This window comes from Pseudomonas asturiensis (assembly GCF_900143095.1).
Lineage (GTDB): Bacteria > Pseudomonadota > Gammaproteobacteria > Pseudomonadales > Pseudomonadaceae > Aquipseudomonas > Aquipseudomonas asturiensis.
Genome location: NZ_FRDA01000003.1, coordinates 279,514 through 295,441, shown reverse-complemented (window position 1 = coordinate 295,441; position 15,928 = coordinate 279,514). Strand labels below are relative to the sequence as shown.

The following is a 15,928-nucleotide window of genomic DNA, read 5'->3' as shown; positions in this document are numbered from 1 at the left end:
CAAAGCAGCCAAGTGCCCAACCCCTTGCAGGACAAGTCATGTGACATGGACGCTTGCTCATGGACGGCGGGACGGGCCAAGATAGCGCCTGCATCCACTATCGACTGACACCATGAATTTTTGCAGCCAGTGTGGCAAACCCGTTATCCAGCGCATCCCCGAAGGCGACAGCCGTCTGCGCTATGTCTGCGAACACTGCCAGACCATCCATTATCAGAACCCGAACATCGTCGCCGGCTGCCTGGCCACGCTGGGCGATAAAGTGCTGTTGTGCCGTCGCGCGATCGAGCCACGCCTGGGTTTCTGGACGCTGCCCGCCGGTTTCATGGAGAACGGCGAGACGATCGAACAGGCCGCCCGGCGCGAAACCGTCGAGGAAGCCTGCGCGACGCTGAGCGAGCTGGATCTGTACGCAATCATCGATGTGCCGCATATCAATCAGGTGCACGTGTTCTATCGCGGCGAAATGGCCACCGACGACTTCGCGGCCGGTGTCGAGAGCCTCGAAGTTCAATTATTCGAGGAAGCCGACATTCCGTGGCAAGACCTGGCTTTCCTGACGGTCAGGCGTACCCTAGAATGCTTCTTCGCGGATCGGCGTCGGCAGGTTTACCCGGTTCATACCAGTGCCCTCCCTCCATCGCGCCCGATACATACCACTTAATTCAAGTTCGCACAGTCAGGATCGGCTTGCTCACAGGTCGTCAGGGAAATGGTAATGCGCTGGTTGCTCGCTTTTGTTTGCATAGTGTTCGTCCCGTTGTCACAGGCTGCGTTCACCCAGACCATCGTGCCCAAGGGCAGCGAACAGAAGATCATCAACAACAAGGTCATCAATACCGAGCCTATTGCCGGCAAGAAGATCGACAAGGTGCTGGTGCTCAAATCAGTACGGCAGTTGCAGTTGATCAGTGGCGGCGAGGCGCTCAAGACCTACCGTATTTCTCTGGGCAAGAACCCCAAAGGCACCAAACTTCAGGAAGGCGACCAACGCACCCCGGAAGGCTTCTATTGGCTCGACTGGCGCCAGCCAAGCGGCAACTACAACCTGTCGATGCACATTTCCTACCCCAACATCGCAGATTCGGCACGGGCGCGTCGCGAAGGGGTGAAGCCGGGCAGCATGATCATGATCCATGGCACGCCCGTGGATGAGGAGTACCCGGAATGGTACTTTCACACCCTGGACTGGACCAACGGCTGTATCGCGCTGAAGAACAACGACATGCGCGAGATATGGGATCTGGTGAAAGACGGGACGATGATCGAGATACGGCCCTAGCCTGACCGCTGAATGCACACTTCGTGGGCCTGCGCCTGCTCACGAACAGGCCGACACAGTCGCTGAAGATGCAGCGCGTTTATCACGATGAGCGCGAGAACGATTTGGCGATGACCTAGAAGTCTTCCAGTCGCCACACTTCATAAGCCGGCGTTTCATAGGGATGGCTTTGCTTGAGCGCCACCACAACCTGCTGAATCAGCTCGTCGGCCACGACCAGCTCGACCTTCCACTCCTCCACCTGCTCGACCACACCGCCCTGCCCGATAAACGGCTGACTGCCATCCAGCGGACGGAACTGACCATGGCCGAGCACCTGCCAGCAGCATTGGTCGTAAGCGCCGATTCGCCCTGCACCTGCAGCGAATACGGCGCTCTTGACCTCGTCCACATGACTCGGCGGAACAAAGAAGGCGAGCTTGTACATGTGCCGACCGGCGCGCCTTAGTTCACCCAGACGCGTGCATTACGGAACATGCGCATCCAGGCGCCGTCTTCGTTCCAGTCTTCAGGACGCCACGAGTTCTGCACAGCGCGGAACACGCGCTCCGGGTGCGGCATCATGATGGTGACGCGACCGTCCAGAGTGGTCAGACCGCCAATGCCGCGCGGCGAGCCGTTCGGGTTGGCCGGGTAGGCCTCGGTGGTCTTGCCGTGGTTGTCCACGAAACGCAGGGCCACAGTCCCGGACACATCGGCTTCCAGCAGCGCATCGGCGTTACGGAACTCTGCGTGGCCTTCGCCGTGAGCGATAGCGATCGGCATGCGCGAACCGGCCATCCCCTGCAGGAAGATCGACGGCGACTCCTGAATCTGTACCATCGCAACGCGAGCTTCGAACTGTTCGGAGCGGTTACGCACGAAATGCGGCCAGAACTCACTGCCCGGAATCAGCTCGTGCAGATTGGACAGCATCTGGCAACCGTTGCACACACCCAGCGTGAAGCTGTCGGTACGCTCGAAGAAGCCCTGGAACGCGTCGCGTGCCCGGCTGTTGAACAGCGCCGACTTGGCCCAGCCTTCACCGGCCCCCAGTACGTCGCCGTAGGAGAAGCCACCGCAGGCAACCATGCCCTTGAAGTCGTTCAGATCGACCCGACCGGCCAGAATATCGCTCATGTGCACGTCGATGGCGTTGAAGCCTGCGCGGTCAAACGCTGCCGCCATTTCGACCTGCCCGTTGACGCCCTGCTCACGCAGTACGGCAACCTGAGGACGCACACCGGTCTTGATGTAAGGCGCGGCGATGTCATCGTTGACGTCGAAGCCCAGCTTGACGGTGAGGCCCGGATTGTCTTCTTCCAGCAGTGCGTCGAATTCCTGATCGGCGCATTCGGCGTTGTCACGCAGACGCTGGATCTGATAACTGGTCTCGGCCCACTGACGCTGCAGCAGACGGCGTTGGCCGCTGAATACCGGCTCGCCAGCGTAGCTGATGACCACTTCGTCGTTATTCACCGGCTGACCGATGACCGACACGCAGTCTGCCAGACCGGCAGCACTGAACTGAGCCAGCACCAGCGGCGTGGCGTCCTGACGAACCTGGATGACCGCGCCCAGTTCTTCGTTGAACAGAATCTCGTTCAGCTCGGCGGCATTGTCAGCCAGACCGTCGAGGTGCAGTTTCAGACCGCAATGGCCGGCGAAGGCCATTTCCAGCGCACTGACCAGCAGACCACCGTCGGAACGGTCGTGATAAGACAGAATATGGCCGTCGGCATTGAGCCCCTGAACCACAGCGAAGAACGCCTTGAGGTCTTCAGCGTCATCGACATCCGGTGCCAGACGGCCCAGCTTGCCGTGAGTCTGGGCAAGAATGGATGCGCCCATACGGTTCTGGCCACGGCCCAGATCAATCAGGATCAGGTCAGTGATGCCCTTGTCCATGCGCAGCTCTGGCGTCAGGGTCTTGCGAATATCAACAACCGGCGCGAAGCCGGTCACGATCAACGACAGCGGCGAAGTCACGCTCTTCTCTTCGCTGTCATCGCTCCAGCGGGTCTTCATGGACATCGAGTCCTTGCCCACCGGAATGGTCAGACCCAGCTCAGGGCACAGCTCCATACCGACCGCTTTCACGGTGTCGTACAGACGCGCGTCTTCGCCTGGGTGGCCAGCGGCCGACATCCAGTTGGCCGACAGTTTGATGTCGGACAGCTTTTCGATGCGCGAGGCCGCAATGTTGGTCAGGGTTTCGCCGATGGCCATGCGACCCGATGCAGGCGCATCCAGCAGCGCCAGCGGAGTCCGCTCACCCATGGCCATGGCTTCACCCGTGTTGACGTCGAAGCTGGTGGCAGTCACCGCGCAGTCGGCGACAGGGACCTGCCACGGACCGACCATCTGATCGCGTGCCACAAGGCCCGTGATACTGCGGTCGCCGATGGTGATCAAAAAGCTCTTGCTGGCAACGGCCGGGTGACGCAGAACGCGCTGTACGCTCTCTTCGAGGTCCAGCGTGCTCGGGTCGAAATCATCGCCCATCTCCGCTTCACGCTCGACCGAACGGTGCATGCGCGGCGCCTTGCCCAGCAACACTTCCAGCGGCATGTCCACCGGATTGTTGCCGAAATGGCTGTCGGTCACGGTCAGCTGTGGCTCGGCGGTAGCCTCGCCCACTACTGCGAACGGGCAGCGCTCGCGCTCACAGATCGCCTTGAAGCGGTCGAAGTCTTCGACGCCCACGGCCAGCACGTAACGCTCCTGGGATTCATTGCTCCAGATTTCCAGCGGAGCCATGCCCGGCTCGTCGTTGGGCACGTTGCGCAGTTCGAAACGACCGCCACGACCGCCGTCGTTGACCAGTTCAGGGAACGCGTTCGACAGACCACCGGCACCCACGTCATGGATGAAGCTGATCGGGTTACGGTCGCCCAGCTGCCAGCAACGGTCGATGACTTCCTGGCAGCGACGCTCCATTTCCGGGTTTTCACGCTGAACCGAAGCGAAATCCAGGTCCGCAGAGCTTGTGCCGGTTGCCATGGAGGAAGCTGCACCGCCGCCCAGGCCGATCAGCATGGCGGGACCGCCGAGCACGATAAGCTTCGAACCGACTGTAATCTCGCCTTTCTGGACGTGATCTTCGCGGATGTTACCCATCCCTCCAGCCAGCATGATCGGCTTGTGGTAACCGCGAACTTCGTCGCCGTGCGGCGTGGTGATCGACTGCTCGAACGTACGGAAGTAACCGGTCAGGGCCGGACGACCGAATTCGTTGTTGAACGCCGCGCCACCCAGCGGGCCTTCAATCATGATGTCCAGCGCGGTCACAATGCGCTCGGGTTTGCCGTAAGGCTTCTCCCAAGGTTGCACGAAGCCGGGAATCTGCAGGTTGGAAACGGTGAATCCGGTCAGGCCAGCCTTTGGCTTGGCGCCGCGACCGGTTGCGCCCTCGTCGCGAATCTCGCCACCGGAACCGGTCGATGCGCCAGGAAACGGAGCAATCGCCGTCGGGTGGTTGTGGGTCTCGACCTTCATCAGAATATGCACCGGCTCCTGCACCGCACCGTACTGGCGGGTTTCAGGGTCCGGGAAGAAGCGACCGGCAACATTGCCGACGATCACCGAAGCGTTGTCCTTGTAAGCAGACAGGACACCTTCGCTGTGCATCTGATAGGTGTTCTTGATCATGCCGAACAGGCTTTTTTCCTGGCTCTGGCCGTCGATATCCCAACTGGCGTTGAAAATCTTGTGACGGCAATGCTCGGAGTTGGCCTGGGCAAACATCATCAGTTCGATGTCGTGCGGGTTACGACCCAACCCGGTGAAGCTGGTGACCAGATAGTCGATCTCGTCTTCGGCCAGGGCCAGACCCAGTTCGACGTTGGCCTTCTCCAGTGCAGCGCGACCGCCGCCCAGGATATCAATGGCCGTCAATGGCTTAGGCTGAGCGTGGCTGAACAGGCCAGCGGCCTGCTCGTGATCGCCCAGCACCAGTTGGGTCATGCGGTCGTGCAGGCTATCGGCGATGGCCTGAGCATCGGCGTCGCTGAACTGGCCTTCTACATAAAAGGCAATCCCGCGCTCGATGCGCTGAACCTTGGCCAGCCCGCAGTTGCGAGCGATGTCACTGGCCTTGCTCGACCACGGCGAAATAGTGCCAAACCGCGGCAACACCAGAAACAGACGGCCGCTCGGCTCCTGAACCGGCACACTGGGGCCGTATTTCAAGAGACGGTCGAGAACCTGCTGTTCTTCGCTGGACAGAGCGTCAGAGACGTCGGCGAAGTGGGCGAATTCAGCGTACAAGCCACTGACAGCTGAAACTTTTTGTTTCAGTTGTTCTAGTAATTTGCTGTGGCGGAAGGCAGAAAGGGCAGGAGCACCGCGCAGGATCAACATCTTCGGGACAGCCTCGGGAAGGGGGTGTGCTTTGAGGCCGCACATTCTAGCCTAAAGTAGGTCTTTGATCACCCAAAACGGCAGCATTGCATGCGCCCGAATGTCGCCCCTCTCGGAAAGCGAGACAAATGCCACTAAAATGCCTTCGCTTATCAGACGCAAACGCTACTGTCGAGATATGGCGCCCGGTGCGCTTTGCGTATACTGCACCGATGTTCTTCAGACCTGATTTCCGCACTCGTTGCGCCAGATGGCTCATCGCAACCGGACTCTTCCTGATACTCGGCGCCTGTGTGGATAAACCCAACACACTGGAGCGAGTCAAGGAGGACGGCGTGCTGCGCGTGGTCACCCGCAACAGCCCGGCCACCTACTTCCAGGATCGCAATGGCGAAACCGGCTTCGAATACGAACTGGTCAAGCGATTTGCCGAGGACCTGGGCGTCAAGCTGGAGATCGAAACGGCCGACAATCTTGACGACCTTTTCGACCAGATGAACAAGCCGGGAGGCCCGGTACTGGGCGCCGCTGGTCTGATAGACACCGAAAAACGCAGGCAGCAGGCGCGCTTCTCGCACGCCTATCTGGAAGTCACCCCACAGGTGGTTTACCGCAACGGTCAGTCACGCCCCACCGATGCGGGCGATCTGGTGGGTAAACGCATTGTTGTGCTCAAAGGCAGCAGCCACGCCGAACAGCTCGCAGCGCTCAAGGTGCAGAATCCCGGCATTGAATACGAAGAATCCGACGCCGTCGAAGTCGTCGACCTGCTGCGCATGGTCGATGAAGGCCAGATTGACCTGACGCTGGTGGACTCCAACGAGCTGGCGATGAACCAGGTGTACTTCCAGAACGTACGCGTAGCCTTCGACCTGGGCGAGGCCCGTGAACAGCGTTGGGCGGTCGGGCCGGGCGAAGACAACAGCCTGCTCAACGAAATAAACGCGTATCTGGACAAGGTCGAGAAGAACGGCACGCTGCAACGCCTGAAAGACCGCTACTACGGACACGTCGATGTACTCGGCTATGTCGGCGCCTACACCTTCGCCCAGCACCTGCAGGAGCGTTTGCCCAAGTACGAAAAGCACTTCCAGACCTCGGCCAAGAAAGAACAGGTGGATTGGCGCCTGCTGGCCGCTATCGGTTATCAGGAATCGATGTGGCAGCCGACCGTGACATCAAAGACCGGCGTGCGCGGCCTGATGATGCTGACCCAGAACACGGCGCAGGCGATGGGCGTCACTAACCGGCTGGACGCGAGACAAAGCATTCAGGGCGGTGCCAAGTATTTTGCCTACGTAAAGGATCAACTGGACGAGAAGATAGAAGAGCCAGATCGTACATGGCTTGCTCTTGCGTCCTACAACGTTGGCGGCGGTCATCTTGAAGACGCACGCAAACTGGCTGAAAACGAGGGCCTGAATCCCAATAAATGGCTCGACGTGAAAAAAATGCTGCCGCGTCTCTCGCAGAAGAAGTGGTACAGCAAGACACGTTACGGGTACGCCCGAGGCGGCGAGCCGGTGCATTTCGTTGCCAACATCCGCCGCTATTACGACATTCTGACCTGGGTCACGCAGCCGCAGCTCGAAGGCAATCAGGTGGCTGAAGGCAATCTGCACGTGCCCGGCGTGGATAAGACCAAGCCAGCTTCCGACTCGACGCCCCGACCTGCCAGCACCGATGACAAAAGCGCGCTTTAACCCTCACCCTTTACCTTGCCCGCCACATCCTTCGCAGCACGCCGCATCCTGAAGAACTCGCTCAACATCGCTCCGCACTCTTCTCCCAGAACACCGCCTTCATACAAGACGCGATGGTTGAGAAAACCCTGCGTGAAGAACTGCCCCTGGCTTTGCACTATCCCGGCCTTGGGCTCCAGCGCCCCGTAGACCACCCGCGCGACCCGCGAGTGAACGATCAGACCCGCACACATACTGCACGGCTCAAGCGTCACGTAGAGGGTACTGCCGGGCAGACGATAGTTGTCCACGGCTCTGGCAGCCTCACGGATGGCGACCATCTCGGCGTGCGCACTCGGGTCGCTGCCACTGATCGGACAGTTGTAACCACGACCGATGATCTCGCCGTTCTGCACCACAACCGCACCGACCGGCACTTCGCCCAGCAGCGCACCCTGGGCGGCAAGCGCCAGTGCCTCGCGCATGAAATACTGATCATGGCTGCGGTCGATGATCTGCGGCTGCCTCATCAGGACACCTCGATTGCAGCCATGAGGCCGGTTTCCATGTGATCGATCACGTGGCAGTGAAACATCCAGACGCCCGGGTTATCCGCCACCAATGCCACACGCGCGCGTTCGTTTCTGCCCAACAGGAAGGTGTCGGTGAAATACGGAATGATCTTGCGCCGATTGGACGCGATCACCTTGAAACTCATGCCGTGCAGATGAATCGGATGCTGGTATTGAGTCATGTTCTTCAATTCGAAGATGTAGCTCTTGCCCAGCTTGAGTTTGGCGATGGGCCGATCGGCACACGTCTTGTCGGTGATGTCCCACGCCTCGCCGTTGATCTGCCACAGGCTCGGCGGTTTGCCGTTATCGGTATTGACCGACATAGAGCCCACCCACTCGAAGTTGAAGTTGATCTTCTCGGCACTCTCCAGATCCGGCTCGGCGACCGGATTGGCTGGCAACTCGGGCGGCCACTCGCCCGGCGCGTCATTGTTGGCGACCGAGCGAAAGGTGCCCAACCGAACCGGTCCGTTTCGCAGGGAGATTTCCTCGCCCACCGCCGGGGCCTTGATCGCCAGACAGATCCGCATGCCAGGCCCGAGCCAGTAGTCGTCGCCAAATGGACGTGGCGTGACCGGGTTACCGTCCAGCGCATAAATCTGCGCCTCGGCGTCCGGCAGATTGAGGCGATAGGTCACGGTGTTGTCCAGATTGAGCAGGCGCACACGGGTGATCTGCCCGGCGGGCAACTCGATGACCGCCTGTGGAATACCGTTCAACGTCGACAGCCGCCCGGCCGTGCCTTCACGCGCCGCTTCACGGAGCACGCTGAACTCAGTGAATGCGCCCTCTTCGTCCACATGCCAGCTTTTCAGGCTGACCGTGCGCTCATGCTTGAAACCGGTCGGCTCGCGCTCTTCGACAATCAAGGGCCCAACCAGCCCACGCCCCAGCTCCTCGCTGCTGCTGACATGCGGGTGATACCAGTAGCTACCGGCGTCCGGCACCCGGAATTTGTAATCGAAATACTCGCCCGGCTTGACCGGCAACTGCGAGACATACGGCACGCCGTCCATTTCCAGCGGCAACCGAATGCCATGCCAGTGAATGGTCGTCTCGACCGGCAACTGATTGATGAACCGCAAGCGCAACCACTCTCCCTGCCGCACCCGCAACTCGGTGCCCGGCGCCGAACCACCGAACGCCCAGGCAGGCGTCTGGTGGCCGGGAACCAGTTCGACGTCCAGCGGCGCGGCGATCAGCACGAAATCCGAACCGGCTTGCGACTCCTTGCGCCCCATCCAGTATCGCGAAGCCCCGCCTGCGCCCAGGCCGACTACGGCAAGACCGGCGATGCCCGTGAGAATTTGGCGGCGGGTGAAGGACATAAAGCAAGAACCTCAAAACGACTGCGGGGACGCGTCCAGGGGCGGATGCGCGGGGGCGAATACGATACACCTGCATTTAGGTAAAGATAAGGGTCAACTGGCTCAGGCGGGCGCCTTGATTTTCCTGAGCCCCTTGGCGCCGCTCTCATGGTAAGCAGACACACCCAGGTACGCGGCAAGGCTCAAGGCCTGCTCGCGGTCCTGTCTGGCGTCGTGATGGCGGGTCACCAGCAGCCTCCCGTTCTCGTAGACGATAAAAGTTCGAAAGCTGAGCACGCGCGCGAAATCGCAGCTGATAACCACCCGCTGGGGTGCCCGATACCCGCGAGGGACACCCGCGACCACCGCCGTACCTGAAGGGTCTACAGTGAGGGAAGTGCGACGATGGATACCTTTGGCAATCCGGTAAGCCATAAGCACCAGCACCAGAGCGCCGAATAACAAGCCTGCCCACGCTTTATTCGGGTCATCCTGAGGTGACCATGACGAAACGAGCAGCCACATCGCAATCAGTCCCAACGGGATCTGGCCTGACAGCACTGGAAAGACCAGTGGCAAGAAACTCAACTTCGGGCGCAGGACCTTATAGGCGGGCACCGGAGGCGGCAGTGGCTCTGCACTGAGGTAGGGTTCGAGTATCCGGCTTGCCCTGGCTATCAGCTCAGCATCAAGACGAGCATTCGCCGGCTCGTTTTCAACGAGTAGCATGATCCCGAGGTAGTGCTCCAGATGCAGCGTAACCACCCCGCCGTCCACCGCCAGATCCCAATAACGTTGATCCAGCCCATCCGCCTTTACCAGCCATTCGCCGCCTAGCTCATGCTCCAGCGTCGCGGCGATAGCGTTGAACAACGCCCAGTCAGAAACATCGCAGATGTGCAGTTCCATGAGAGGCCTGTGTGGTCTGCCGGTCGATCGCGGCTTCGAGTTGTAAGGAATAAGGGCTTTGACTGCAAGAGCAACGGTCTTTGAGGCATTGCTGCATAGAGATTACAGACATTGTTGAGGGTGTGTATTCGGGTCAGGCCCTCTGCATGAGAGTTGATCATCATCTGCTCTCACGTTGTCGCCGAGCGATAGCAGACAATCATCCAGCGCTAACCAGGCAATTAGCGTCTTCCCTACTCTAAAAAGCCAAAAGCCCGCCATTACGCGGGCTCCGGGTATTTCCTGCTAGTGGACTCCGGACAATACCGGACGTCCAATGATTCCCACCCTATTGCTGATAACCGATAAAAATCCATTACATTCAACAAGTTATCTATCGCAAAAACTTAAACGCCCTGAAATGTGCCACAGCGTTAAGTTATCCATTCACCGGGTCTTGGGAGGAAAGATTTGCGTTGAACACATCATGCCTCCTCGCCCTCACGTGCTTACGACTTGAAGCGCCCTACCAGCCCGTTCAGCTCATTCGACAGATGCGAAAGCCGGCCCGAGTCTTCCTGCGCAGAACTGGCGAGGCTCTCGACCAGTTGCGCCTCATCGTAGATCTGCTGGATATGCTTGTTGATGTCTTCGGCCACGCTATGTTGCTCTTCGGCGGCGGCGGATATCTGCAGGTTCTGATCCCGGATTTCATTCACCGACAGCTGGATACCTTCAAAGCTTTCACGTGCGCTTCCAATGGAGGAAACGCTGGCGCGTGACAGCTCCAGGCAACTTTCCATCTTCTGCGACACTTCCTGAGTCTTGCTACCGAGCGCGCTGAGCAACTGATCGATTTCCCCAGTGGAATCCGAGGTACGCTTGGCCAGCGCTCGAACTTCATCCGCGACCACCGCAAACCCTCGCCCCTGGTCACCGGCCCGTGCCGCTTCGATTGCCGCGTTCAGTGCCAGCAAGTTGGTCTGCTCGGCGATGGCGCGGATGGTGCCCAGAATCTGGTTGATACTGCGACTACCCTCCTCCAGCTCCACCATGGCCTGTGAAGATTCGGTCAGGCGACGCCCCAGACGATTGACGTTGTCGGTGGTCAACTCAATCTGCTCTTTGCCTTCGGCGACACGATGATGGCCACTCTCGGCGGAATTGGCCGCAGCGCTGCACGAGCGCGCCACTTCATTAGCAGTGGCGACCATTTCATTGAACGCCGTGGACACCAACTCCACTGCCTCACGCTGGCGTCCAGCCGCCTGGTTCATGTTAGTGGCCACTTCGCTGTTCACACGCGAAGCATCCTGCAGGTTGGTCGATGCCGCGCCGATGCTCTGGATCAACTGGCGTATTGCGGCGAGAAACTTGTTGAACCAGCCTGCCAGCTCGGCGGTTTCGTCTTTGCCCTGCACATCAAGATCGCGGCGCAGGTCGCCCTCACCCTCAGCAATCGACTGCAGCCCGGTGCTGACCTGGCCGATGGGCTTGACGATGACCTTGGCGAAAGCCGCCGCCAGCAGTGCGAAAAGCAGCACCAGCACCACCACGATCGCGACCGTCAGGTAGGTCATGCGTGTGGCCTCGGCCATGACTTCGCTGTACTCAATCAACCCCACGTAACGCCAGCCCAGACCCGGCGATGTCCACACGTTTGCCATGTACCGGACGCCGTTGATTTCCACTTCGGTGGAACCTTGCGCAGTGGCGGCCAGTTTGGCGTAAGGCTCACCCAGATCCTTGAGCTGCTTGAAGCTGTGCCCGGCATCACGCGGGTCGACCAGTACTGTGCCGTCTTCGATGAGCATCACATAGCCGCTTTCACCGAGCTTGATGCTCTTGACCAGTTCGGTGAGGTTGGTCAGCGATACGCTCACCACAAACACGCCTTTGGCCTTGCCTGCTTCATCGAGCATGGCCCTGGCGCTACCAACCAGCGCGACCGCATCCTTTTCGTAGTAATACGCCGCGGTCCTTACAGCTTTACCAGGGCTGGCCATGGCGGCCTTGTACCACGGGCGCGTACGCGGATCGTATTTCGACAACTGCGGGTCATCCGGCCATTTCGCGTAACTGCCGTCTTCCAGGCCAATGGACAGGATTGCCGCGGCCGGATGCGTCGCGCCATACCGGGCAAACGCATCTATGACTTGCCGGGCTGCCGCAGGCAGCGGCTGACTGGCTGCATCAGCACCTTCGTAGTGCTTCAGGCTGGCGACCGATGTGTAGAAAGGGTCTGTAGCCATTTGATCGACGTTTTGCTGCGTACCATCAAAAAACTGCCGGATATTACCGTCGATCTGGCGTATTTCTCGGGTGCTTCCATCCATGAACTGGTTGACCGCTTCGGACCGGGTATTGAGCACAGAGATCACGGCCACCAGACTGACGGGGATGAACGCGACGAGTACAAAAGCCAGGACGAGCTTGTTTTTTATTTTCATTTTGCAGATCACTGCCTGAAATAAGTGAGATAACGCACCCGAAGCAAACCTGCTGGACGCGAGTCGCGGCAAAAGCGATATCGGCCTGCGTCGCGCAATCTTTACCGTCGTCTACGCGAATGCCGTTTGGAACGTAGCGCATAATAAAAGTGGCTGAGAGCCCTGCAGATGTCGCTGCCCTCAAATGATCAAAAGGACAAACGACAGCATTCCGTCCCCTGCTTCTGCCCGGACAGTAATCAAAAAAGACGCACTACCAGTAAGACCCGGACGGCAGCGTTTGCCTGCAGGAGTGCCTGAAAGCGTTCGGCGGCGATAAACAGTGAATAACGACCAGGGCGTGTGCAGGCCTTTCTAGAAAGAGTCAGACGACGGCGTATCATATGCTTTCCGAGTCATACCATCAGGGAAGACGCCATGTTTACCAAGAACCTGCTGTTGAGTTTTTGCGCGTTATTATTGATCGGCTGCACAGGTAGGGGCTTTCAACCGCCACCGCCGGAATTTACCAATTGGAAAAAAAGCGGGGTCTCGCAAGAGGGTGTCAAGAGCGCGATGAAGGCATGCGGCTATATCAACCTTACAGGGACGGGGGACACGACGCCTATTGACGAGGTACTCACGCAGTTTTATTGCATGAAAGACTCCGGTTTCAAACGCACAGATAACATTGACCTGTGCAAGGAAGGCCGCATCGGCGAATCGCCGGTGTGCGAAGGCCGTCGGTAACCCATCAGCAAGAGAAAGCAGGGAATGAACGATCTACGCAACGGAATGTACGGCATTGCATGGGTGTTGGCGGTAGCAGCGCTCGGCGGCTGCGGCCAAGTGGCGAACGTGCGTTCGCTGTCCACCGGCTACGTGCCCCCTAAGGGCGGCGAGACTGCCCGTATCCGCCTGCTCACTGACGGCCTGGTGCGCGCCGTACCGGGGCGCAACTGCATCGACTGGAACGTGCCTGGTGCCGGGGTAATGGCGTCGGCGAAATCCGGCTTCCCCGACCATAACGGCGAAAACCTCGGCATTCCCGGACCGATCTACTCGTTGACAGGTGCGGCCTCGTCAGAGCTGGTAGTGCCGGCGAACAAGCCGATCGCGTTCCATTACCTGGGGCGCCTGCAATATTCCCGGCAGTGTGCCAAGACCATGACCTTCGTACCTCGGCCTGGGGTGGATTACATGGTGCAGGCATCCATGTCGGCAGACTGTTCATTCCAGCTGGATGAGCTTTCAACTGACGGTATGCAATGGGTAGTGGTCGCGCCGAAGCCTGACGACAAGGTGGCGATGTGTAACGCGATTGATAACTTCTAGCCCGAAATCAGCACGGGTTGAAGGCTGTGCGTGAGTTCTTCCAAACACACGCCCTATTGGGTACCGGCAAACAGTGATTGCTGACATCTGCGCTGCCAAGCGTTCTCGATACCATGTCGGCATTACTTATCCGGGACATGGTATCGATACAGCTTTCTTAAATACGTACGATGTGCGCCATTAACAACGCCATTGATGACGTATCAAACATAACTATTCAATTTTATTTTTTAAATAAAATCAAATAGTTATGATCCAACCTTACTCCCACTCTATTATCAATTAACCAAAAAAAGCCTTATAAAACAGAGAACTCAGAAATATGAAAAATTAAAAACCATGAAAAAATGCCATACCAAGTAAAACGTTCAAGAAGCCGGATTAGCCTCTATCGTGCCAACGATTGCCGATAGCTGCCGCCATAGGATGACTAACTCTTCCGCATCACCATCACGAACAAGCTCGGCCAGCAGCTCAGCCGCGTACGCCGGATCAGCCCGGAAAAGCTCTGCCATTGCCTCATCGTGACTACGGTCCTTCATCAATCGCCCCTGTTTTGTAGATGCCCTGAGCCTCAAGAATAGCCTGAATCCACCCGCTTCTGGCCGGCACTGCTTGTCACGGCTGACAGAGAACAGTCATAACCGGTCACAGACACCTCTACCTGATTGGGGGCATTCAGAACGATGCGACAGATTAGAACTAGCCAATCAGTTCAGTAGCCCTGTAAATCGTTCTTCTGGCAGTCCCCCAGCGACAATCGCTTCGGCTTTTATCAGCGTGCCATCGAAATCTGCCGGCTTATCCAGCCCTATCCTTGCGCTGGTGCAGTAAAGCGTTTCATAACCAGGTCCCGCTAAGACCGGGCAAGTGGTCTGAATACACGGGGAGCCGATCACGCTGTCAACTTTGCCGTCTGTCGCGTAACGCACGACTCTGCTACCGCCCCATTCCGCACTCCAGAGAAAACCCTGCGCATCAATGCAAGAACCGTCTGGAGCACCCTGACCGCTGACTGTAGTGAATACACGCTGGTTTTCTAGCGATGGGTAATCGCAGCAGAAAATGCATCCTTGCAGGGAGTCCGCGTAATACATGGTGAAACCGTCCGGGCTGAAACAGATGCTGTTCGGGATCGCCACTTCGGGAAGGTCCAGCGTTTCTGTCTCGAGCGTCGCGGCATTGAGCCGGTGAAATCTGCCTATGGTTTGCACCGGCTCGCCGGTGTCCATCGTGCTGAATACGAAGTTTCCCATACGGTCGCAGCGGCCATCATTGATCCGGGTTCCTGCCACGCCAGGGGTGGCTGTGACTTTGCTGAAACGACCGGTGCTCAGGGTGTAGTAGCCCAGGCAGGATGCCAGCCCCATCAGCAATATGTCTTCGTCTGCCGTGAGGGCAAATGACCCTAGCGGCTCTGGCAGGGACCAACGCTGCACTTCGCCGTTTTCGGGGTACAGAGCACACAACTCGCAGCCGGGGATATCGGTCCAGAACAGGCGTTCGGTTCTTTCACACCAGACAGGGCACTCGCCAAGAAGACTGGTGGTGTCGGTTAGGGCTTTAAACATGGTTGCGTCCTACGAAACAGGATGGGATAAACAAGGCAGTCAGTTGGAGAAAAGCGCTGTCCACCTGTCACCGAACAGAGCGATGACCAGGCCTGCGAGCATCACCATTGCCCCGGCCAACTTGACGAGAGACACCGGCCTTTCCAATGCCCCCATCAAGCCGAAGTGATCGATAACCAGTGACGAAATAATCTGCCCGGCGATAGCGAGGCCCAGCAGGGCTGACAGACCGATTTTTGGCGCAAGCACCACATAACTAAGCAAGGCACCGGCACCCAGCAGACCGCCCAGCAGGCTCCACCAGGGCTGGGCAGGTATAGCCGCCAGTGAGACCACTATCCCGCCGCGCATCAATGAAAAGATACCCAGGCATAACGCACCGGCAGTAAAAGAGAACAGCGCCGCCGCGACCGAATCTCCACCCACGCCTTTAGCGAGTTCGCCATTCAGCGTGGTCTGCAGGGTGATGCCAAGCCCTGCGCAGACGGCCAGCAGGTAGTAGGCTGCGTTCATCTCAC

The 15,928-nt window shown here is 58.6% G+C and carries 15 protein-coding genes and 1 pseudogene; 6 read left to right on the top strand and 10 right to left on the bottom strand.

Annotation, left to right across the window (positions count from 1 at the left end):
* Positions 1-112 precede the first annotated feature (112 nt).
* Entirely contained in the window at positions 113-664 is a 552-nt protein-coding gene (locus BUB69_RS07075) for an NUDIX hydrolase (RefSeq protein ID WP_073163793.1), read from the top strand.
* A gap of 54 nt (positions 665-718) precedes the next feature.
* A complete protein-coding gene (locus BUB69_RS07070; RefSeq protein ID WP_073163790.1) occupies positions 719-1,282 on the top strand; it encodes a L,D-transpeptidase family protein in 564 nt (187 codons plus the stop codon).
* Between the two features lie 115 nt (positions 1,283-1,397).
* On the opposite strand, the gene BUB69_RS07065 is transcribed toward BUB69_RS07070, so the two are convergent.
* Both BUB69_RS07065 and purL read right to left on the bottom strand, forming a co-directional pair.
* Positions 1,398-1,709, bottom strand: coding sequence for a YqfO family protein (locus BUB69_RS07065; RefSeq protein WP_073163787.1), 312 nt, complete (start codon positions 1,707-1,709; stop codon positions 1,398-1,400).
* A 17-nt stretch (positions 1,710-1,726) separates the two neighbouring features.
* Positions 1,727-5,623 (bottom strand): phosphoribosylformylglycinamidine synthase, encoded by a 3,897-nt coding sequence (purL, locus tag BUB69_RS07060; protein ID WP_073163783.1) that lies wholly within the window; start codon positions 5,621-5,623, stop codon positions 1,727-1,729.
* 212 nt (positions 5,624-5,835) lie between these two features.
* Between purL and mltF the strand changes: the two genes are divergently transcribed.
* The gene (mltF, locus tag BUB69_RS07055; protein WP_073163779.1) at positions 5,836-7,326 is read left to right on the top strand and encodes a membrane-bound lytic murein transglycosylase MltF; all 1,491 of its coding nucleotides are present in this window, start codon (positions 5,836-5,838) and stop codon (positions 7,324-7,326) included.
* Here the strand turns inward: mltF and tadA are convergent.
* From tadA to BUB69_RS29525, 5 genes and pseudogenes are all read right to left on the bottom strand, one after another.
* Positions 7,323-7,835: a tRNA adenosine(34) deaminase TadA gene (gene tadA, locus BUB69_RS07050; protein WP_073163776.1), complete on the bottom strand. Its 513-nt coding sequence runs from the start codon at positions 7,833-7,835 to the stop codon at positions 7,323-7,325. The two genes, mltF and tadA, sit on opposite strands and share 4 nt — an antisense overlap.
* Positions 7,835-9,208: a multicopper oxidase family protein gene (locus BUB69_RS07045; protein ID WP_073163773.1), complete on the bottom strand. Its 1,374-nt coding sequence runs from the start codon at positions 9,206-9,208 to the stop codon at positions 7,835-7,837. The genes tadA and BUB69_RS07045 overlap by 1 nt, the downstream gene beginning before the upstream one ends.
* A 102-nt stretch (positions 9,209-9,310) precedes the next feature.
* On the bottom strand, positions 9,311-10,096 hold the full coding sequence (locus BUB69_RS28825) for a hypothetical protein (RefSeq protein ID WP_073163769.1): 786 nt from the start codon (positions 10,094-10,096) through the stop codon (positions 9,311-9,313).
* Between the two features lie 488 nt (positions 10,097-10,584).
* On the bottom strand, positions 10,585-11,352 hold the full coding sequence (locus tag BUB69_RS29530; RefSeq protein WP_370671230.1) for a methyl-accepting chemotaxis protein: 768 nt from the start codon (positions 11,350-11,352) through the stop codon (positions 10,585-10,587).
* 87 nt (positions 11,353-11,439) lie between these two features.
* A pseudogene (locus BUB69_RS29525) lies at positions 11,440-12,327 on the bottom strand (cache domain-containing protein); the annotation flags it as partial.
* On the opposite strand from BUB69_RS29525, the gene BUB69_RS29100 reads away from it, so the two are divergent.
* The 3 genes from BUB69_RS29100 (at position 12,328) to BUB69_RS07025 (ending at position 13,839) form a co-directional block, all read left to right on the top strand.
* Entirely contained in the window at positions 12,328-12,549 is a 222-nt protein-coding gene (locus BUB69_RS29100; RefSeq protein ID WP_245825269.1) for a hypothetical protein, read from the top strand. It abuts the pseudogene before it with no gap.
* A gap of 393 nt (positions 12,550-12,942) precedes the next feature.
* The gene (locus BUB69_RS07030; protein WP_073163762.1) at positions 12,943-13,254 is read left to right on the top strand and encodes a hypothetical protein; all 312 of its coding nucleotides are present in this window, start codon (positions 12,943-12,945) and stop codon (positions 13,252-13,254) included.
* 24 nt (positions 13,255-13,278) lie between these two features.
* Positions 13,279-13,839, top strand: coding sequence for a hypothetical protein (locus BUB69_RS07025; RefSeq protein WP_245825265.1), 561 nt, complete (start codon positions 13,279-13,281; stop codon positions 13,837-13,839).
* A 368-nt stretch (positions 13,840-14,207) separates the two neighbouring features.
* Here BUB69_RS07025 and BUB69_RS28820 read toward each other — a convergent pair whose 3' ends face one another.
* The 3 genes from BUB69_RS28820 to BUB69_RS07015 form a co-directional block, all read right to left on the bottom strand.
* Positions 14,208-14,381, bottom strand: a complete 174-nt coding sequence (locus tag BUB69_RS28820; RefSeq protein WP_175561657.1) for a hypothetical protein — start codon at positions 14,379-14,381, stop codon at positions 14,208-14,210.
* Between the two features lie 168 nt (positions 14,382-14,549).
* On the bottom strand, positions 14,550-15,410 hold the full coding sequence (locus tag BUB69_RS07020; RefSeq protein WP_073163758.1) for an SMP-30/gluconolactonase/LRE family protein: 861 nt from the start codon (positions 15,408-15,410) through the stop codon (positions 14,550-14,552).
* 39 nt (positions 15,411-15,449) lie between these two features.
* Positions 15,450-15,923 (bottom strand): DMT family transporter, encoded by a 474-nt coding sequence (locus BUB69_RS07015; protein ID WP_073163755.1) that lies wholly within the window; start codon positions 15,921-15,923, stop codon positions 15,450-15,452.
* Positions 15,924-15,928: the final 5 nt, after the last annotated feature.